Annotated in this window: 20 protein-coding genes; 2 read left to right on the top strand and 18 right to left on the bottom strand. The window is 41.7% G+C overall.

The features are described from left to right. Position 1: 1 nt before the first annotated feature. The 13 genes from ACZ43M_RS09620 to ACZ43M_RS09560 form a co-directional block, all read right to left on the bottom strand. On the bottom strand, positions 2-451 hold the full coding sequence (locus ACZ43M_RS09620; RefSeq protein ID WP_464507183.1) for a hypothetical protein: 450 nt from the start codon (positions 449-451) through the stop codon (positions 2-4). A gap of 2 nt (positions 452-453) precedes the next feature. After that, positions 454-1,914: a UDP-N-acetylmuramoyl-L-alanyl-D-glutamate--2,6-diaminopimelate ligase gene (locus ACZ43M_RS09615; RefSeq protein WP_464507182.1), complete on the bottom strand. Its 1,461-nt coding sequence runs from the start codon at positions 1,912-1,914 to the stop codon at positions 454-456. Positions 1,915-2,090: 176 nt separating this feature from the next. Continuing rightward, positions 2,091-4,010: a stage V sporulation protein D gene (locus ACZ43M_RS09610; RefSeq protein ID WP_464507181.1), complete on the bottom strand. Its 1,920-nt coding sequence runs from the start codon at positions 4,008-4,010 to the stop codon at positions 2,091-2,093. Positions 4,011-4,121: 111 nt separating this feature from the next. Further along, positions 4,122-6,356, bottom strand: coding sequence for a penicillin-binding protein (locus tag ACZ43M_RS09605; protein ID WP_464507180.1), 2,235 nt, complete (start codon positions 6,354-6,356; stop codon positions 4,122-4,124). After that, entirely contained in the window at positions 6,353-6,712 is a 360-nt protein-coding gene (gene ftsL / locus ACZ43M_RS09600; RefSeq protein ID WP_464507179.1) for a cell division protein FtsL, read from the bottom strand. Before ftsL ends, ACZ43M_RS09605 begins: the two co-directional genes overlap by 4 nt. A gap of 33 nt (positions 6,713-6,745) precedes the next feature. Beyond that, complete coding sequence (rsmH, locus tag ACZ43M_RS09595; protein ID WP_464507178.1) at positions 6,746-7,678, bottom strand: 16S rRNA (cytosine(1402)-N(4))-methyltransferase RsmH; 933 nt, start codon at positions 7,676-7,678, stop codon at positions 6,746-6,748. Between the two features lie 69 nt (positions 7,679-7,747). Beyond that, positions 7,748-8,179 (bottom strand): division/cell wall cluster transcriptional repressor MraZ, encoded by a 432-nt coding sequence (gene mraZ / locus ACZ43M_RS09590; protein WP_464507177.1) that lies wholly within the window; start codon positions 8,177-8,179, stop codon positions 7,748-7,750. Between the two features lie 155 nt (positions 8,180-8,334). After that, positions 8,335-9,969: a bacillithiol biosynthesis cysteine-adding enzyme BshC gene (gene bshC / locus ACZ43M_RS09585; protein WP_464507176.1), complete on the bottom strand. Its 1,635-nt coding sequence runs from the start codon at positions 9,967-9,969 to the stop codon at positions 8,335-8,337. Positions 9,970-10,055: 86 nt separating this feature from the next. Next, entirely contained in the window at positions 10,056-10,448 is a 393-nt protein-coding gene (locus ACZ43M_RS09580; RefSeq protein WP_464507175.1) for a DUF3397 domain-containing protein, read from the bottom strand. Beyond that, entirely contained in the window at positions 10,445-11,350 is a 906-nt protein-coding gene (locus ACZ43M_RS09575; protein ID WP_464507174.1) for a 2-dehydropantoate 2-reductase, read from the bottom strand. Before ACZ43M_RS09575 ends, ACZ43M_RS09580 begins: the two co-directional genes overlap by 4 nt. Positions 11,351-11,470: 120 nt before the next feature. After that, entirely contained in the window at positions 11,471-13,012 is a 1,542-nt protein-coding gene (locus ACZ43M_RS09570; protein ID WP_464507173.1) for an acyl-CoA carboxylase subunit beta, read from the bottom strand. 11 nt (positions 13,013-13,023) lie between these two features. Next, the gene (locus ACZ43M_RS09565; protein WP_464507995.1) at positions 13,024-13,236 is read right to left on the bottom strand and encodes a biotin/lipoyl-containing protein; all 213 of its coding nucleotides are present in this window, start codon (positions 13,234-13,236) and stop codon (positions 13,024-13,026) included. Between the two features lie 13 nt (positions 13,237-13,249). Next, a complete protein-coding gene (locus tag ACZ43M_RS09560) occupies positions 13,250-14,587 on the bottom strand; it encodes an acetyl-CoA carboxylase biotin carboxylase subunit (RefSeq protein WP_464507172.1) in 1,338 nt (445 codons plus the stop codon). A 221-nt stretch (positions 14,588-14,808) separates the two neighbouring features. Here ACZ43M_RS09560 and ACZ43M_RS09555 point away from each other — a divergent pair, with 221 nt between their 5' ends. Further along, positions 14,809-15,282, top strand: coding sequence for an N-acetyltransferase (locus ACZ43M_RS09555; protein ID WP_464507171.1), 474 nt, complete (start codon positions 14,809-14,811; stop codon positions 15,280-15,282). A gap of 45 nt (positions 15,283-15,327) precedes the next feature. Here ACZ43M_RS09555 and ACZ43M_RS09550 read toward each other — a convergent pair whose 3' ends face one another. From ACZ43M_RS09550 to ACZ43M_RS09535, 4 genes are all read right to left on the bottom strand, one after another. Then, positions 15,328-15,960: an RsfA family transcriptional regulator gene (locus ACZ43M_RS09550; RefSeq protein WP_464507170.1), complete on the bottom strand. Its 633-nt coding sequence runs from the start codon at positions 15,958-15,960 to the stop codon at positions 15,328-15,330. 77 nt (positions 15,961-16,037) lie between these two features. Further along, positions 16,038-16,805, bottom strand: a complete 768-nt coding sequence (locus ACZ43M_RS09545; RefSeq protein ID WP_464507169.1) for an enoyl-CoA hydratase/isomerase family protein — start codon at positions 16,803-16,805, stop codon at positions 16,038-16,040. 77 nt (positions 16,806-16,882) lie between these two features. Next, positions 16,883-17,056 (bottom strand): 50S ribosomal protein L32, encoded by a 174-nt coding sequence (rpmF, locus tag ACZ43M_RS09540; protein WP_066318102.1) that lies wholly within the window; start codon positions 17,054-17,056, stop codon positions 16,883-16,885. Positions 17,057-17,145: 89 nt separating this feature from the next. Then, the gene (locus ACZ43M_RS09535) at positions 17,146-17,673 is read right to left on the bottom strand and encodes a YceD family protein (protein WP_464507168.1); all 528 of its coding nucleotides are present in this window, start codon (positions 17,671-17,673) and stop codon (positions 17,146-17,148) included. A gap of 235 nt (positions 17,674-17,908) precedes the next feature. Here ACZ43M_RS09535 and ACZ43M_RS09530 point away from each other — a divergent pair, with 235 nt between their 5' ends. Continuing rightward, the gene (locus ACZ43M_RS09530; protein WP_464507167.1) at positions 17,909-19,126 is read left to right on the top strand and encodes a nucleotidyltransferase; all 1,218 of its coding nucleotides are present in this window, start codon (positions 17,909-17,911) and stop codon (positions 19,124-19,126) included. A 20-nt stretch (positions 19,127-19,146) separates the two neighbouring features. On the opposite strand, the gene ACZ43M_RS09525 is transcribed toward ACZ43M_RS09530, so the two are convergent. Further along, positions 19,147-20,175 carry a SepM family pheromone-processing serine protease gene (locus ACZ43M_RS09525; protein ID WP_464507166.1) on the bottom strand — a complete coding sequence of 343 codons (1,029 nt, stop codon included), beginning with the start codon at positions 20,173-20,175 and terminating at the stop codon, positions 19,147-19,149. Positions 20,176-20,178 lie beyond the last annotated feature (3 nt).

Raw genomic sequence — 20,178 nt, 5'->3', positions numbered from 1 at the left:
ATTATCCCCTCCTTTCAGTTTTGTTTTCTTGCATTTCTCTCAATTGTTTTAGCATTACAGCAATATCATATGTTTCGTTATTTTTATTAAGAAGCTTTTTATTTGAAATTTTAAAGTTTGTCATTTCCATAACCCGATCTTGTTCTCCATTTAATTTTTCACAGTAACACGTAATTAGTTTGATTATCGCCTCATGGGGATCCCTTGTAAAAAAGACGGGAAAATGATTCGGTGTATACCGTGGCAGCCCTTTGGATTTATCCCAAATAACAGCAATGGCACCATTGGCAATTGCGTTTGACAGCTCACCGGATTCCTCTCCCAGGGGCACATACAATCCTTTTGGTTGTTTTTCATCAGCCCGATCGCTAACCGTATAAAAGTCCATATCAACAGTTATTCCCTGTTTTTCCGGTAAAATATCGGCCAAATCGTTAAAGCATAACAGCATGCCTATCTCTCCTTAATTGCTTCCGCGGCAACCAGTCGATCATCAAAATCATGAACAACACTGCCAATAATCTGGTATGTTTCATGGCCCTTCCCGGCAATTAAGATGACATCTTCAGTTGATGCCTGCCCGATGGCATAATGAATGGCTTCCCTGCGGTCTTGAATAACCTGATAATTTTCGCCCTGAACCCCTGCTTCCATTTCCTTAATGATTGCATTTGGGTCTTCGCTTCTTGGGTTATCAGAGGTGAATATTGGATTTGTTCCATATTGGCAAGCTATTTGCGCCATTAATGGCCGTTTTGTTCGGTCACGGTCACCGCCGCAGCCAACAATGACAAAAATCCTTTTTTGGGCAAAATGCCGAATTGTTTTTAACACATTTTCAAGGCTGTCCGGAGTATGCGCATAATCCACTATTACAGTATAATCCTGGCCGGCACGGACAAGTTCCATTCTCCCTGCCACCCCTGGCAAAGTTTCCAGCGAGTTAATAACATCGGTCACCTTTATACCTGACACGATGGATGCAGCAATTGCCGCCAATGTATTATAAACACTGAATTTACCAATCATTTGAATTTGGAGCGAATGTGTCTCCTCCCCAATCATCAGATCAAATTCTGTACCCGAAGCCGTCATCTTGATATTTTTCGCCTGAATATCGGCGGGGGAATCGATTCCATATGTGATAACACATGCTGCTGTTGATCGTTTAAAAACAGTTGTTGCAGGGTCATCAGCATTTAATACGGCAAACTTGGGACGTTCATGATTATAAGTATTTCCGAGTTGGGCAAATAAAAGGCTTTTAGCCCGTCTGTATTCTTCCATCGTTTTATGGTAATCAAGATGGTCTTGGGTCAAATTGGTGAAAACCGCTACATCAAAATCACACCCATGAACCCGCCCCAAATCAAGGGCATGTGAAGATACTTCCATCACACAGGTATCAACTCCATCATTGACCATTTGTCCAAATGTCTTTTGCAGCGTCAGGCTTTCGGGAGTAGTATTTTTCGTTTCGAAAGTCTGATTGGCTATTTTGGTATACATCGTTCCAATTAAACCGGTTTTGCGCCCATAATCAGAAAATATTTTTTCAATCATATGGCTTGTCGTTGTTTTTCCGTTTGTACCGGTAATTCCAATTAAATGCAGCTTCCTGGTAGGCTGCCCATAGAAAGCGTCACCAAGCACAGCCATGGCTCTCGCTGTGTCGTTAACGATTATAACCGGAACATCCAGTGGAAGCGGCCGTTCAGCAAGAATTGCCACAGCACCATTTTGAACAGCGGCCCCGGCAAAATCATGGCCGTCTACTGTGTAGCCCTTAATACAAATAAATAAACTTCCCGGTGTTACCTTGCGATTATCATTTTCAATCGAGGTAATGTCCGGATTTTCTCCCATATACGGGGTTAAAAGATGCAAATGCTCAATGAGCCTTTGTAGCTTCATGTTAATCTCAAATCCTCTCAGATACCTTACATGTAATTGCCAGAATTCACCTATTACAATTCATTCGGCAGAAGTACCATCTTATTTTACATGAAAAAATGTTTTTTTGCTATTTTGCCCATGGTCAATTGTAAAGAAAACTCGCCAAAATGGCGAGCTTTTTATTGATTATCCTGTTAATCTCCCTTACTGAAATAAAGTCTGATTTTTGACCCCTCTTTTACCTTTGTCCCTGGTGCTGGAGACTGTCTGACAACAATATCCCCCTCGCCGCTGGCATCAACTCTCAAATTGAACATCTGCTCATTAAGTTCCTGTTTTGTCATACCGACAAAATCAGGCAATTCAATCGGTGGTGTGTCAGGCCATTTAATTTCTTTTTCGATTTGACCTTTTCTTGGAGCCACGCCCATGGCGCTTAAGCCATCCTTGATAATATTTCCTACGATTGGCGCACTGACGGTTCCCCCAAACGCTGTGACTCCCTTTGGATTATCAACGGCAACATATACGACTATTTGCGGGTCGTCGGCCGGTGCAAAACCAATAAATGAAACGATAAAGTTATTTTCCAAATAACGTCCGCCTACGGCCTTTTGCGCTGTTCCTGTCTTCCCGCCAACTCGGTAAGAATCTACAAACGCCCGCCCCCCCGTTCCTTGGGCGACAACGCTTTCTAATGCATGACGGATTTCTTTTGAAGTTTCTTCGGTAACGACTCTTCTCTTTTCCTCAGGGGTATTTCTCATAACGACCTCTTTTGTGATCGGGTCAATTAACTCTTTTGCAATATATGGTTTATATAAAATTCCACCATTTACAGCAGCAGATACAGCGGCTACCTGCTGTATTGGCGTTACCGAGACGCCTTGTCCAAATGCTGTCGTCGCCTGCTCCACCGGACCGACCCTGTCCAAATTAAATAGGATGCCTGTACCCTCTCCCTGAAGGTCAATACCGGTTTTTTGTCCAAATCCAAAGTCCTTAATATATTTAAACAGCTTCTCCTTCCCAAGCCGTTCTCCTAACTCCACAAAGCCCGGGTTGCATGAGTTTTGGACAACCTCAAGGAAAGACTGGCTGCCATGACCGCCGCGTTTCCAGCATTTTAACCTTGCTCCGGCCACTTGCACAGATCCGGAATCATGGAAATGCTCTTTCTCCAAGTCAACTTTCCCTTCATTCAACGCAGCCGCCAGGGTGATTATCTTGAAGGTCGATCCGGGTTCGTAGGTCATCCATACCGGAAGATTTCGGTTATAAACCTCCTGCGGGACATTGCGAAAATTGGTCGGGTCAAACGTCGGCCGGCTTGACATCCCCAAGATTTCTCCGTTATTCGGATTCATAGCAATGGCGATTAGCCCGTCCGGGTTATATTTTGCCTCAGCAATATCCAATTCCCGTTCCATTATCGTTTGAATTTTGGTATCAATCGTCAGTTTTAATTCAAGTCCTTTTACGGGGCGCTCATAATCATCCGCCATATCATTCATTCGTTCGCCTTTGGCATTAGCATAGAACTTAACCGAGCCACGTTCACCGTTCAGTTCCTTGTCATAATACTTTTCCAAACCCATTAACCCTTGGTTGTCCACTCCGGCAAACCCAAGTACATGCGATAGATAACTGTTAAAGGGGTAATGACGTTTAGAATCCTCTCCGATATAAACTCCTTCAAGACCAAGTGCCCTTATTGCCTTGGCCTTTTCGTGTGAGATTTTCCGTCCTTCATTGATGCGGACAATCGACTCTTTTTTGGTAATATCCCGATAGGCCTTTTCTTTGGACATATTCAGCACACTTGCAAGCTTTTCCGCCGTCCGCGCAGGGTCCTTAATTTGTCTTGGTATAACCCATACGGTCGGCGCACTAATATTGGTGGCTAATGCAACTCCATTCCGGTCGACGATTTCCCCGCGCTCTGGTTCAAATGGTATATTTCGGCTCCAAGAATCCTTGGCTCGGTCGGTCAACATATCACCAAGGACAAACTGTACATAGCCAAGCCGAACGTCAATGACCAAAAAAATGAGAATTCCTACGACTAGTGCAACTAATAACCGTTTACGGACGGTAACATTGGATACGCGCATATTTAGTGACAAGCCTCCTTTGATTCATCGTTTATTTATATGCTTGTACCACCACTGTTAGAACGCATCCGGTATTAGGCAAAAAAAAAGAGGCGGCATGCGGCCTCTTTTCTAATCCTGTACTTCCACTTCAGTATTATCACCTTCGGTATTCACTGCTTCGTCTTCGGCCGTTTTTTCATCGGTCCACTGTTCCTCCGGTGTTTTCATATCAACAATCAGGAAATCCCCATTATTCAGCAAGGCTTGCGGTTTAATATTTTGCTGAACTACATAGCCTTTACCCTTGGCATTCAGTTTTAACCCGGTAATTTTGGCAACCTTCATAACATCCCTTAACGACCAGCCTGTCATATCCGGAGCTGTCAGTTCCCCATTTGTTTTCAGAATGACCTTTTCCCCCTCCAACAAGGTGGTCCCCGCTTTAGGGAGCTGCTCTGTTATTTCGGTTCCATTACCAAGTACTACCGCCTCAATTCCTTTATTTGATAAAGTTTTGACCACATCATTTACCTGGTGCCCCGTCCATTTTCCTAACTTATTTACGGCTGTTTTTTCCACAACGGATGGCTGGATGTTCAAATAGTGCAGGCTATTTTGCATAACCGGATTAAATACAGCGGATACAGGGATGGCACCAATTCCAGTGTCGGCTCCCTCAAGCTCTGGCTGTTGAACAGCCACATACACAATCAGCTTGGGGTCCTCTGCTGGAGCCATTCCTAAAAATGAAAACATATAATTGTTAACGCCTCTTAGGTAGCCTCCAGGTCCCGGGATATTGGCAGTACCCGTTTTTCCGGCTACACTATAGCCCTCAATCCGATAACGGCCTCCGGTTCCTTTTGGTGCGGTTACAACTGTTTCCAGATATTCACGGACAGTCTTCGCGGTATCGGCGGAAATAGGCTGAGACACAACCTCAACATCCGTCTTCTTTACCGTTTCACCTGAATCATGGTCGATAATTTTCTTAATCACATGAGGCCTTACCATTTTTCCATTATTGGCGATAGCGGTCGCCGCCTGAATTTGTTGAATTGGCGTAATGGCCGTCCCCTGCCCATAGGCGGTTGTGATTTTTTCAATTGGGTAAGTATATCTGATCTTTCCGCTGGTTTCATCAGGTAATTCAATCCCGGTTGGTTTATCAAACCCAAATTTAGTCAAGTATTCTCTGAATTTTTCAAAGCCAAGTTTTTCATTGGCAATTTTTGCGAAGGCAACGTTTGAAGACCGCTGCACCCCTTCAAGGAAAGTGATCGGCCCCCAGCCATAGCCATTATGGTCATGGATTGCCTGACTTCTCTCCGTTACCCGATAGGAACCCGATTGATAAACTTCATTCGGATTAAAGACCCCTTCCTGAACTGCTGCTGCTAGCGTAAATATTTTCATCGTCGAACCTGGTTCAAAAGATGTTTCGATGGCTTCATTATGCCAACTGTCCTTAATGCCTTCCTTTGTAGTCGGATGAAAGCTCGGACGCTGCCCCATCGCCAAAATATCACCCGTTTTCGGGTCGGCAACAATAGCAATGATTTTTTTGGGATTATAATCTGCCGCCGCCTTGTCCAATGCATCCTCTAAAAAGGTTTGAATCTTTTTATCAATCGTTAAATAAATATCGTCACCATTTTGGGCTGGGGTAACTTTTTGCTTTCCGTCAGGGAGAATGTACCCCCATAGATCACTCTCATAATTGATTTTCCCATTTGTTCCGGTCAATTCTTTGTTAAATGCTTCCTCAACGCCCATTTTCCCCTCTGTTTTATAAGTGCTGTCCTCCTGTTCAATCCTGTCGGCATAGCCCACGACATGAGAAGCAAAAATTCCATTTGGGTAAAAACGTTTGGCATCACGGATAAAAACGATTCCGGGTAATTTTAATTTTTCGATTTTTTGCTTTGTTTCATGGGTGATGTCCCGCCCCGCTTTACCGAATTCCACCTGAAACTTGCCTTTTTTCGTTAAGATGCTATAAATCTCGGATTCATCCATTTTTATATATTTCGCAAGCTCTTTAGCGGTTTTTTCCGGATTCTTAACATGGCGCGGTTTCTTTGCATCGGTTGTCATTTTTTTGTCGAGGATAGCAACAAGTTTGTATGCAGCTGTATCCTCAGCAATCACTTCACCATTGCGGTCCAAAATATTGCCTCTCGCAGCCTGAAGGGTCCCTTCCCGGCTATATTTTTGCTGAGCCTTGGCAGCAAGAGGCTGTCCTCCGACCTCACCGCTTATCTGGATGGAAAAATATCTAACCAGTAAGACAAAAAAGAGCAGGCCGAATATTACAAACAATATCGCTGCTCCTGCATTCATATATGGCTGTTTCTTGTTCATCTCTCCTGCACTACCTTGACGTTATTTTCGTTTAAAACAAGACCCATCTGTTTGGCTTTTTCATAAATTCGTTCGTACGTGCTTAATTCACTGACTTGAACTTCCAAATCGCTATTGACCTTCTGCTGTTCCTTAACCTGTGTTTCAACGGCCTGAATATCGTGATTGATTTCATAAATTTGCGCCTGATTTGATATGAGGTGAACGGCACCAAAACAAATAAGTCCGGCGAATGCTACTCCAATAATTTTTTCTCCTGGAGTCAGCCAGGATTTTCTTATCTTTATTTCGCTCCTGTGACGGACTGTTTGTTCAACCCTTTGCTGCTCCTCGAAATTCCTGGCAAGATTACTCATTCTTTCCCCTCCGAATAAAAATTTAATTATAATCTATATTTTTTCTGCAATCCTTAGCTTTGCAGAGCGTGCCCGATTGTTCTGTTCCAGCTCTTCCTCAGAAGGAAGAATTGGTTTTCTAGTAATAATTTTTATGACTGGCTTGTACTCATCCGGAATGATTGGCAGCCCTGGCGGCAGATTTGGTGTTTCCCCCGCTTTTTTAAATGCTGCCTTACAAATACGATCTTCAAGCGAATGAAAGGTAATGCAGCTAATTCGTCCGCCTGGATTTAACAACTCAATCGCTTGCTGCAAGGACTTTTCAAACACGCCCAGTTCATCATTGACGGCAATGCGGATCGCTTGAAATACCCGCTTGGCAGGGTGTCCGCCTTTTCTCCTTGCTGGTGCAGGAATGGCATCCTTAATTAAATCCACCAATTCCGCTGTCGTCTCGATCGGCTTTTTCATTCTTGCAGCTTCAATCTTCCTGGCAATTTGCTTCGAGAACTTCTCCTCGCCATATCGAAAAAAGATGCGAACCAAATCTTCATAGGACCAATGATTAATCACATCGTACGCAGAGATTTCGGCATCCTGATCCATTCTCATGTCTAGTGGTGCATCATGATGGTAGCTAAAGCCTCTTTCAGGAGTATCTAGCTGCGGGGAGGATACGCCGAGGTCGTACAAGACACCATCGACTTTTTTAATCCCAAGTTTTTCAAGCTCCTCTTTTACATATAAAAAATTACTTTTAATAATTGTTAAGCGGTCCCCATATTGGGCTAATTTTTCACGGGCGTTAGCGATGGCTGTCTCATCCTGGTCAAATGCATACAATTTACCATTTTCTCCGAGTCTGGAAAGAATCACAGAACTGTGTCCGGCTCCACCCAAAGTGCAATCAACGTAAATTCCATCTGACTTAATATTTAATCCATTTACAGCTTCCTCTAATAACACAGTTGTATGTTTAAACATGACGTACCACCTTTTCCAATCAATCGAAAAATGTAATCTTACAGAAAATATATCAATATAACTTATCCATTATATATCAAAGCCAATCATATTTTCTGCTATTTCCGCAAAAGAATCTTCAGACTGTGAAAAATAGTCTTCCCAAATCTGTTTGCTCCAAATTTCAATTCGATTGGAAACACCCAAGATTACACATTCTTTTTCCAACTTTGCATATTGCAAAAGTGGTGCAGGGATATTAATTCTTCCTTGTTTATCAAGTTCACTCTCTGTTGCACCTGAAAAGAAGAATCTTGTAAAGGCGCGGGCATCTTTTTTTGTCAGCGGCAGACCTTTTAACTTTTCCTCAATAAGCTGCCATTCCGATAATGGGTAGCCAAACAAACATTGATCCAATCCCCTAGTGATGATAAACATGTCACCTAGATCATCACGGAATTTGGAGGGCACAATAATCCGGCCTTTATTATCGATGTTATGATGGTATTCACCCATGAACATACCCACTACCCCCACTTTCTATTAAAAATGTACCACAATCCCCCACTTTCCACCACCTATTTTTTATCTATTCGTCTTAAATTCTTTAATATCCTTTTTTATTGTTAAATTTTTGCATAAAAAAAGAAAAACTCCACTGCAATAGTGAAGTTTTTCTATAGCTTAATTACCTTGTGTGTGCCATCAAACTCGAAATTTAATGTCATCAGGTCATTTATGAAATTCAAGCCACATTGGTTTAAATAATAAAATACATTCCACACTCGTTCCTGCGGAGAACCATCAGGTCTAAGGGCAAGGTCGATACGGGCAAACTTGTTTAATACTACATCGTGTTTTTGCCGGACTGATTCCTGGAGCTTTGACTCCATGAAGTTTATTTCCTTCATAACAATCTTTTCATTTTTCTTTACCAACGGAACAAGCCCGGTGTCTAACCCGTTTGTTTTTTCCTCAATCATCCGGTATTGACCCAAAAGCTGTTCCTTAACTTGATGAAATAACGCTTCAACTTCTTTATCTTTAATACCATCGATAAATTGTTGTTTTTCCTGCGAGCACCCTCTCTGCAAGACATGGGCAAGATTTAACCCCAATTCAGTCAAATCTGTTTCGACTGACCGGTCGAGAAAAGTAATATTTAGCCGCGGAACAATCGGCGGCATCTTGATTTGAAAATGTTCAAATACAAGCTTTAGTTCGGCCCAATAAGCAATTTCTCCTGGACCAGCAATAAAGGCTAACGTCGGGAAAAGCCATTCTTGCATTAGTGGTCTTGTCACCACATTATTACTTAATTTTTCAGGATTAGCGGTGGCAATCTCCAGCAATTCCTGTTTTGTAAAGGCAACTCTGCCACTTTTCCCCACAAACTGGTCAGTTTTCGGGTCAAATTCAAGAAGAATTCGCTCGTTCAGCTTTTGATCGTAATAAAATAAGTTGGCTGCTTGTTCTGATCCTTCGATTGTAATTGGGAAGCCATTATTTTCGATTTCCTTTTGCTGCTCACGCAGAGAAAACGTTATAGCCTCATGGTTAACAATTTGTTCGTTGAAAAATTCCTTTTGCAGCAGTCGGAACCGAGGGTCACCCGAATCCACCAGCAATAGTCCGTGGTCTTTAAACAGTTCCATAATAATGTTGGCAAAGAAATCAACAAAAGTAGTGGACTTGTTGATTTGGCTTCTTGCAAATTCCAGAAGTTCATTGGTGTGCTCAGTTTCTCCGAAATTCTCAATCAGATTCTCAACCCAAGCAAGGCAAATACTGCTGTCAAGCACGACATCTGATACCATTTTCTTTTGAACCAGCTTTTGTGGATACGTCCATTTATCCATTTTTCCAGCCATCGGGACAAACACATGATTAACCTCTTGAAAATCATGATCTTCCCCAGCAATCCAAAACACAGGGACAACAGGAATGCCTAACTGTTTTTCCTTTTCTTGGGCTAACTTTATGATTGAAATTACTTTATGGATGGAGTAAAGTGGTCCAGTCAAAATGCCAGCCTGTTGACCACCAATGACGACAGCGGTGTCCTGTTGTTTCAGTTTAGTGATTGACGCCTTGACTGCGTCAGTACACGGAAGACGCTCCATAAAGCGTTCGATATAATCAGCCAAACTTTCACGGGGAAAGCTCCTGTTTTTAAGTTCAGCAAGTCTTTCTCTATCTTCGTCCATTTCATTAAAACGATAATGAAAAAACGACATGACTTCTGCCGATTGTTGCAAATAGCTTGAAGCAAACCGATTGGTTGCCGGCAAAGAGAGATTTAACATCTCCATTTATGTACTTCCTTTCTCGTTACCCGGATTCATTCCTAAAGTATACCATTCATCATTCAATTCTTAAAAAACTTTGCTTTAGAATTTTAAGATAACGTAAACGTTAGTGCACGGTAAATCAAACCATATAATGTTAACACAATATATACCAGAGAAAATAGTAAAAAATTAAACCGCCAAAATCCCTTCAGCACCTTTTTTAAGTTAATTTCCTCTTTTACTTTCCAATGGACAATGACAAATACCATCGCCGTCACAATCAATACTAGTATTATTAACCAAAAAAATGAGTTTTCCCAGATTGTTTTTAATAAAAAATGAACAGAAAAAATAAACAGGACTGTAGAAAAATCCAGGGCATAATGAACGGATCTCCGGGAGTTTTTCGTAACAAACCTGCCAATAAAAAATACTGCAAGGAAACCTGCAAAAGGCATGATAAACAGAAGCGCCAGTATGTTTGAAAATATCGTACTCAAGTCTCTATTCCCCTCTCGTCCTGTTCCTTCCCTTTAATAAGGTAATATAGGCTGGTGATAATTGGCGCCGGCATTCGCTGTTCTTTTGCTTCATGTAGTAAGTATCCCAAAATGGCGTCCACTTCCGTCAGTCTTCTCGCTTCAATATCCTTCAGCATTGAAGAGCGATTTTCAGCTGTCTTATGACAAACTTCGATTACTAGCTCCAGGTACCTCTCGTTTGAATCAAGCTTTAGGATGGAGGCGATTTCTGCACACAGGGTGGACACTGTCTGTAAATAGAAGGCGTTTTCTACGAGGCAGCCATTTTTCACGCCAAGAATGGCAGTTAAAGGATTGATGACTGCATTGACAATCAGTTTTTTCAGCAGCATCCTATAATAATTATCCTGAAGGTAGAATGGAAAATCCTCTGGAGTGGAGGTAAGAAATTTCTTCAGGATGGTGGAATCACCCTTAAACACCGCAACATTCGTATTCCCTGCACCATTATGCCTAACTGTATGTAAATTTTCTCTTAGAGCACCATGCTCAACACTTCCGACAAATATATTTTTTGTCGTTAAGCGTTGCAGCATGTTTAAATGTCCCATACCATTTTGTAAAAATAATAGACTCCCTGTTGGTGGGAAACTGTTGATTGTTTCAATAATAGCAGGCAACTGATATTGTTTTACTGTAACAATCGTTAACTCTTCAGCACCACTCCACTCTGAAAACGGCAAAGCATTTCCAAGGGTTACGACACTTGGTTCAGAACCTTTAAGTACCAATATTCCATTTTGATTAATTTGGGTTGCCTGCTCCGCTGTTCTAGTGTAAAGTGACACTTCAAAGTGCTTGGCCAAATTAGCTGCAAATAACAATCCGATCGATCCCGCCCCAATAATACCGATCTTCATAATAACCCCTTCTTTTTGTACCATTTACCCGTAATTTTACCAAAAATGAGACTACTAGTAAGCATATAAATCGAAAAAAATCCCTTATCGCTCAAAAACGACAAGGGATTTTGCCAACATCTAGACAGGATATACCGGATGCTTTCTGACGCTGAATTGTAATTCCTTTGTTTCATAATAGGAAAAGCGCTCAATTAATACTTCCCGCAATTCAGATGGAGCGACAATTTCATCGATAATCATCTCTGAAGCTAGCTTATAGATGTCGATACTCTCCTTATATTCCTTATGTTTTTCCTGAACAAAGGCCAGTCTTTCTTTCGGGTCAGCGATTTCGTTTATCTTATTGGAGTACACTGCGTTAACAGCAGCTTCAGGACCCATCACGGCAATTTGTGCTGTCGGCAGGGCAATACAGCAATCCGGCTCAAAAGCTGGGCCTGCCATTGCATATAGCCCGGCACCATAAGCTTTGCGGACAATAACCGAAATCTTCGGAACGGTTGCCGAACTCATTGCTGCAATTAATTTAGCCCCATGGCGAATAATTCCAGCCCGTTCAACTTTAGTGCCAATCATAAAGCCAGGAACATCAGCAAGGAATAATAACGGGATATGGAAAGCATCGCAAAGCTGGATAAATTTTGCTGCCTTATCAGCAGAATCCACAAATAGTACCCCGCCTTTTACTTTCGGCTGGTTGGCAATAATGCCAACCGCCCTTCCATCCATTCTGGCAAGACCAGTAATCAATTCCGGAGCAAATAATTTTTTTATTTCGTAAAAACTATCAGTATCTACCAAGTTGTCAATACACTCATACATATCAAAGGGAGCATTTTGATTTTCCGGGATAATCGCTTCAAGATCGCGGCCAGCTTTCGCTGGAATTCCCTCAATTCTATTCGGCTGATCTTTAAAGCTTGCCGGAAAATAGCCTAAATATTTTTTGGCAGAATCAATCGCCTCTTCTTCGTTAAAGGCCAATACATCGCCACAGCCGCTGACAGTGCAATGCATCCGGGCGCCGCCCATTTCCTCTAAGCTCACTTTTTCACCGATTACCTTCTCTGCCATCCGCGGCGACCCTAAATACATAGAGGCATTTTGATCAACCATGATTACGATATCACAAAAAGCAGGAATATAGGCTCCACCTGCCGCTGAAGGTCCGAAAAGAATACAAACTTGAGGTATCATCCCAGAAAGCTTAACTTGATTATAAAAAATTCTTCCCGCCCCGCGGCGATTTGGGAACATATCCAATTGGTCAGTAATTCTGGCTCCTGCAGAGTCAACCAGATAAAATAACGGCACTTTTAATTTTTCGGCAGTTTCTTGAATTCGGATGATTTTCTCAACCGTTCGAGCTCCCCAGGAACCTGCCTTGATAGTAGAATCATTGGCCATCACACATACGGTCTGGCCATTAATCTTTCCAATTGCCGTCACCACACCGTCGGCAGGTAAATCTCCTGCAGCAAAATTGGCAAATTTACCATCTTCCTCATATTTGCCGTTATCAAATAATAACGATAAACGCTCACGGACAAACAGCTTTTTTTGCTCTTTTGCTTTTTCGTGATATTTCGGATGCCCACCGGCTTCTATTTGTTTTCGAAATTGGTTTAATTGGTCATTATAAGTGTTTGTTGTTGCCATCGTTCTCCCCCTTAAACCAGAACAAGCAGGACATCGCCTTCGTTCACGAAATCACCAATGCTTACTTTTACTTCCTTTACAACACCTTCAACACCACTTTCAATTGGAATCTCCATTTTCATTGATTCAAGCATTAATACTTCTTGTCCAGCGTTTACTTGGTCACCAGCTGCGGCGAAAACATTTAAAACTGTTCCTGCCATCGATGCTGTAATCTCTTTCATCATTAAACACTCCTTATTTTACTAATGTTTTAGTTAAGAAACTTGTTGTATAGTTCCCGTTTTGAAAATCCTCATTTTCGAGTATGTTTAGGAACAACGGGGCATTTGTTTTAATTCCTTCAATTTTTGTTTTCTTAAAAAAGGCCGCTGCCTTTGCAATGGAGTCTTGCCGGGTGGCTCCGTAAACGATACATTTAGCAATCATTGGGTCATAAAATGGGGTGACGGTGCCGCCTTCTTCATATCCGGAATCAATGCGGATCCCCTCTTCTTGCCCCCACTTTAACGCGGTAATTTTCCCTGGGGATGGAAGAAACCTTATCGGGTCCTCCGCGTAAAGCCGAAATTCAATTGCGTGGCCAGAGGACTGTATTTCAGACTGCAACAGCGGCAGAGTATGTCCTTGTGCCACAAGAATCTGCCATTTTACTAGATCAAGACCGCTGATCATTTCTGTAACTGGATGCTCTACCTGAAGCCTTGTGTTCATTTCCAAGAAATAGAATTTTTCATCATCATCGACAATGAATTCGATTGTACCCGCATTATTATAATTTACAGCCTTTGCCGCCTGGACGGCCGTTTCAAACATTTTCTGCCGGGCAGAATCTGATAAAAATGGTGACGGAGACTCTTCGACAACCTTCTGATGTCTGCGTTGAATCGAACAATCACGTTCAAACAGATGGACAACATTCCCGAAACCATCCCCAAACACTTGAATCTCCACATGCCTGGCAGACGATATATATTTTTCAATAAACACTTCATCTGATCCGAAATACGCCTTGGCACGGGATTTGGTCGAGTCAAAGGACTTAACGAGTGCTTGCTCATTTTCAACTAAAACCATACCAATTCCTCCGCCACCGCCACTAGCCTTCAACATGACCGGATAGCCAATTTCCTCAGCAAGTTTACATGCCTCTTCAATCGTTTTCAATCCATTTCCGCTGCCGGGTACAACCGGAACGCCAGCTTTTTCCATCGTTTGGCGTGCAATTATTTTATCGCCCATTAATTCAATGGTTTCTGGATTGGGTCCAATGAACTGAATTCCTTCTTGTGTTATTCGTCTGGCGAATTCGGCATTTTCCGATAAAAAGCCATAGCCAGGATGGACAGCATCGACATTTTCCTCTAAAGCAACTGTAATTATTTTTTCAACCTGCAAATAAGATTTATTAACAGGTGGTTCCCCAATGCAAACCGCTTTTGTGGCAGCCTTTACGAATGGCATATCTCTGTCGGCTTCAGAATATACAGCAATAGTTTCAATACCCATTTCTTGGCAGGTTTTAATAATCCGCAGTGCGATTTCTCCCCGATTGGCTATTAAAATTTTATGCACATCTCTACCCCCTTTGTATTGCTAATAAATATGTTTCTACATGATTCACGGAATTTCCTGCAAATTTTGAAAACGCTTCCGATGTTTAACAGAAGAAATTTTTGTTATTATGTTATATAATGATATTAATTGATTTGAATAATCTAAAAATTATTCATTCCATGTTATTCTTTAAGAAACGAATTTATACGAAAATCATTAACATTCCAGGAGGCAGACATATGGCGACTAAAGTGGAAAAGTTAAAAATAAATTTTAAAACTCTTGAGGAATTTAAAAAGTTTAAAGAATATGGGCTGCAGGAACTTTCCATGTTAGAAGATCTTGAAGCAAATATGGTCGATAATGACAACGATTCGCCATTCTATGGAATTTATTTTGGAGACAAGCTGATTGCCAGAATGAGTTTGTATCAAATTGACGCCAAGTTCGATCGCTATTTTTATCCGCCACAAAATTATGTGGAGATATGGAAGCTGGAAGTTCTTCCCGATTATCAAGGACGCGGCTTTGGAAAGCAGTTAGTACAGTTTGCCAAGAGCTTTGGTCTGCCCATAAAGACAAACCCGCGAGTTCAATCCCGTGATTTCTGGGAAAGAATGGGCTTCACCAGCGTGGATTATGATATGGAACGCGATCGTGGCGAGAACCCTTTAGTTTGGTATCCTGAAGGCGTAGAAGCACAGCATAGCTAAATATTAAATTGAAAAAAGCGGACATTATCGTCCGCTTTTTCGTTTCTACTTTTCCACTCTTTCGAGATTTCCGTTTTTATCCATCTGGAATTTTACCTTTTGTTGTCGGTCCTCATCCTTCAGCACCACCATTTTACGGGCTTTTTCCATGATTTCCATTAAGGAACGGTAATCCTCCTCAATCGCATGTAAACTTTTTGAGAGTCTTTCATTTTCAGCGGCCAAGTAGTATGTTTGTTTTTCTAGTTCTTTGATTCTTTCAAGCGAACGATCCCTGTCCCCCTCAATGCTAGATGAACGTTCTGCTCTTTTAAACAATTCTTCCAAATACTGAATTAATGAAGGGAATGTGATGGTACTTACGATTTCGGATTCAGCTTGATTCGAAGTGCTTCTTTCGGCTATAGCCGGTTCCTGTTTCTTGGGTTCTTCCTGTGATACTGGCTGCTTTTTCAATTCTTTTCGCTGTTTCTTCGCAAGTTCAATTCCCGATTTATACTGTTTCCTTACAAACGAGTTCCAACGAAAGCCACAGGCAGCCGGCGTCCTTGATAATTGTTTGCCTACTTCCTCAAAGGCCTGTAACTGGGTACCACCTTCACGAATATGCCGTAAAATCACTTCTGCAAGCAGCAAATCCTCGTCTTGAGTCCAGGCATCTTGCCGGGTTGGTGACATTATATCCCCTCCTAGTAGTGTTTTTATAAACATATGCATCTACTAGAAAAGATAGACTGAGACAAGAGCAGTCTTTTTTACTGTTTATTACCCGTTTTCATCATAAATTTTTTAACCTGCTCATGATGAGCTTCGCTTTCCCACAAAGCGGAACAAGTCTCCACTTCTTCTTGTATTCTTTCACGTAGTTTTGTCTCATGCCATTTTCTTATCAGGATGTTTTTATAGGCAGTTAAAACGCTCCTCTCCTTTAGAAGCATTTTATCCATGAATACCTCGCATGCTGGCAAAGAAGCGTCAGCGTATAAGCTATCAATAAATCCCCCATGCTGTAAATCTTCAACAGGCTGCAGTTCGGAATCCATTAATAGCTTCATCGCGAAGGCCGGGGATAATTTTTCCGCCAAAATAGCGCCTCCGCCCCATCCCGTTGTGATCGCTTGTTTGCCTTGAACAAAACCAGCTTTAATCCCCTGTCGCGCTACACGAAAATCACAGGCTGCCGCAAGCTCACAGCCGCCGCCAATCGCCGTTCCATTCAACAAGGCAATCGTCGGGATTGGTAACGTTAATAGTGAATATAGGATGGCAGCCATTTTTGACAGCATCGGGTAAGCCTCTTCCTTCGTTTGCAGCAGGTGGAAAACCGATAGGTCCCCGCCCGAACAAAAAGCACGGTCGCCTTCGCCTGTAATGACAAGAGCCTTCACATCAGACTGCCCTACTCTCTCAATTGCTTCTGTCAGACCCTCCATTACCTCATAATTGATGGCATTCCGCTTTTCATTTCTTTTAATTGTAAATAATAAATACCCTTTATCCCGATACTCGATTGAAAATGACATTCCCCATCCTCCTTTATTATGTAAATATGACAAAAGCACAAGGGCAGCTGCTCCTTGTGCTTTTTATCTAAGTAGTATTAGTCGTTAACTACATCTTTTCCTTTGTATGTTCCGCAAGCTTTACATACGCGGTGAGCCAATTTCATTTCACCACAGTTTGGGCATGCTACCATACCAGGAACGTTTAACTTAAAATGAGTACGACGCTTTCTTTTCGCAGTTTTAGAAGTTCTTCTAAAAGGTACAGCCATTCTTCCCACCTCCTTATAAGAAAACCGTAGACGCGAGTCCGCGCCAAAAGTCAGACAGTTCTTTACTTTGGTTACTTGTAATTTTCCGATTAAGAATCGGAAGATGAATTGTCTTTGTCAAAAAACTTGGCAAGCCCTGCGAGTCTTGGGTCGACTTTGACGGACTCTGCTTCCTCCTGCACAACTTCCCAATCCTTACCCGATTGAGGTGCGGCACCTTCAGCGTCCAAATCGTCACAAAAGACTTGGATTGGAACTTCAAGTAAAAGAATTTCGCGAATAATTGGTGTTAAATCAATGACATCGCCCTTTACCTGATGCGCTTCCTCTTCAGCTTGGTATGTCGAATCTTGCAAAAGGAATGTTTCAGTTGTTTCGACATTAATTGGATACTTCACATCTACTAATGTACGAGAACAAGGTAAAACCAAATACCCTTCGATGGATAAGTGAAACGTTATTCTCGTCGATCCAATATCTCCGCGCACCGTCAATACCATTGGCGATACATCACGGATAGTTGGATCAGCCTGTTTAATCTCATCAAACCGAACGGTTTCATTGATTAAAAATTCCTTGTTTCGATATTTTTGTAATTGAGTTAATGTCCATTTCAAATGAATCACCCCAAGGCAACAAAGGTAATTATAGCCTTCGATAAAATTTTTGTCAATATTTTTTCTTTACACCCTGGCGGGTGATTTTTTGGTAATGTTTGAAAAATTTTTTCCATACTAGTGTGTCCATAATAACTTTTTGCAAACATCTTTTCAATCATATCATATTTTCAGATTGGTTTCTTTAAAATTTTGCTATAATGGATAATAATCATTTTTACTTAAGGAGATTGAAATGAAAGCGGTTGGTGTTATCGTTGAATACAATCCATTTCACAATGGACATGCTTTTCACTTGCAAGCTTCAAAAGCGGCAGCAAATGCTGATATTGTCATCGCGGTCATGAGCGGTAACTTTTTACAGCGCGGCGAACCTGCCCTCATTTCAAAATGGTACAGGACAAGAATGGCCCTAATGAATGGCGCAGATATTGTTATTGAACTGCCCTACGGCTTTGCAGTTCAGCAAGCGGAAACTTTCGCAAATGGTGCTGTTTCAATCTTAACTGCTGCAGGCTGCGATACCCTGTGTTTTGGCAGTGAGAGCGGGGACATCGATACTTTCTTGGAAACCATTCAATATCTTGAAGCAGAGCAAGAAACGTATAGTGAAAGTATTAAAAGGTTTATTGGTACAGGGGTCAGCTATCCCAAGGCAGCTGCCTTGGCTTTTGAACAATTGCCTGACTCGGAGCAGTTTCTCGATTTGGCAAAGCCCAATAACATTCTTGGTTTTCATTACATAAAAGCGCTCAAAGTGCAGAAAAGTCCCATTAAACCTTTAACAGTTTCTAGAAAAAATGCGGACTATCATGATGAGCACTTTGCTTCTGAAACGATTGCCAGTGCCACAAGCATTAGAAAAGCAATTTTCTCAAACGAAAAAGACCAGCGGGATATTAGCCAATACGTCCCTGAACCAACACAAAGGCTCCTAGACGAATATTTTCAGCTTTATGGTCTGTTTCACTCGTGGGAAAATTACTGGAACTATTTGCAATACCGCTTGCTGCAAACCACTCCTGAAGAATTGCGGAAAATTTATGAGGTGGAAGAAGGTCTAGAAAACAGATTAATACAAGCAGCAATGGAAGCCTCAAGCTTCCTTGAATTTATGGAAAACCTGAAGACGAAGCGATATACTTGGACAAGATTGCAAAGAGTTTGCGTTCATATTCTGACAAACGCAAAAAAAACGGAGATGCCCGGATTTGCTGACACCCCAGCTTATTTACGCCTTCTGGGGATGTCTTCCAACGGTAGAGACTATTTAAATAAGAGGAAAAAGCATTTTGACCTGCCGCTTGTTTCCACATTGTCCTCCTATAAGCATGAAGAAATCCAACTGGATATTAGAGCAGCACGAATATATAACTTGGCTGTTCCTTTTGCCCAATCAAAAAGTTTACTGCAGCAGGAATACAGCCACCCGCCGATTTTTCTTGCCAAATAAGAACAGATGATACTCATGTATCATCTGTCTTTTTTCTTAGGTAATTTTTCAAGGTAAATAACCGCTTCATCAAAGGTATCAATCGGAACAATCTTCATTTTGGTATCGATATCCCGTCTTGTTTTAACTGCATCCCGGTAATTTGAATTTTTAGCTCCTTTTTCATTAGGTGCAAAGAAAATCTCGGCGCCTGCCTTGTCTGCAGCGACGATTTTCTGCTCAATGCCGCCGATGGGGCCAACCTGCCCATCAGGTTCAATCGTTCCAGTCCCTGCTATTTCGTACCCTTTTGTTAAATCCTCTTTTGTTAGCTGATTGTAAATCTCCAGAGAAAACATGAGTCCCGCCGAAGGCCCGCCAATATCGTCCGTTTTGATATTTACTTTTGGGTCAACGACAATCTCTTTATCGTCGACTAAGGATATGCCAATTCCGACCTTGTTAGGATCTTCTTTAAAGGGCTGCAAAGCCAGGGTAACACTGTCCTCAACATCATCTCTTGAGTACGTTAATGTAACCTTATCACCCTTACGTTTATTCCCAATATAATCAATAAATTCCTTTGAAGATGGAAAGTGTTGATCATCCACTTTATAAACACGATCTCCAGCCTCTAGTTTCCCCGCAGCCGGCATACCTTCCATTATCCCCATCACATATATCCCTTTATAATCATACTGTACCGGCAATTCTGCTTTTCGATAAGCCACTTCAATGGCATTCAGCTTTGATGATGCCATTAAATGAAGCTGTCTAACATTGTATTCTTCCTCTGTCTCTTTTTTACTTAAGATCATATGCTGCGGATAAATTTCTTCATACTTTCTCAGTTTAGCTTCGAGATAGGAATAAATGTTGGCTTTGCCCATTCTAACGGTTGTCAACATAAAATCGCCTTGTTCCTTATAGCCGTTTTCAACCTTAATGATTGGCGAAAGCTCCTTGGCCATTCCCGGCTTCGAAACATAGTACGGCAATGTATAATACATCCCGCCAATTAAAAGAATGAGCATAATTAGTACAGCGCCAATATATACTTTTTTTCGCATCCT

It is taken from the genome of Neobacillus sp. B24 (genome assembly GCF_055381825.1).
This window is presented reverse-complemented; position numbering and strand designations above follow the sequence as displayed.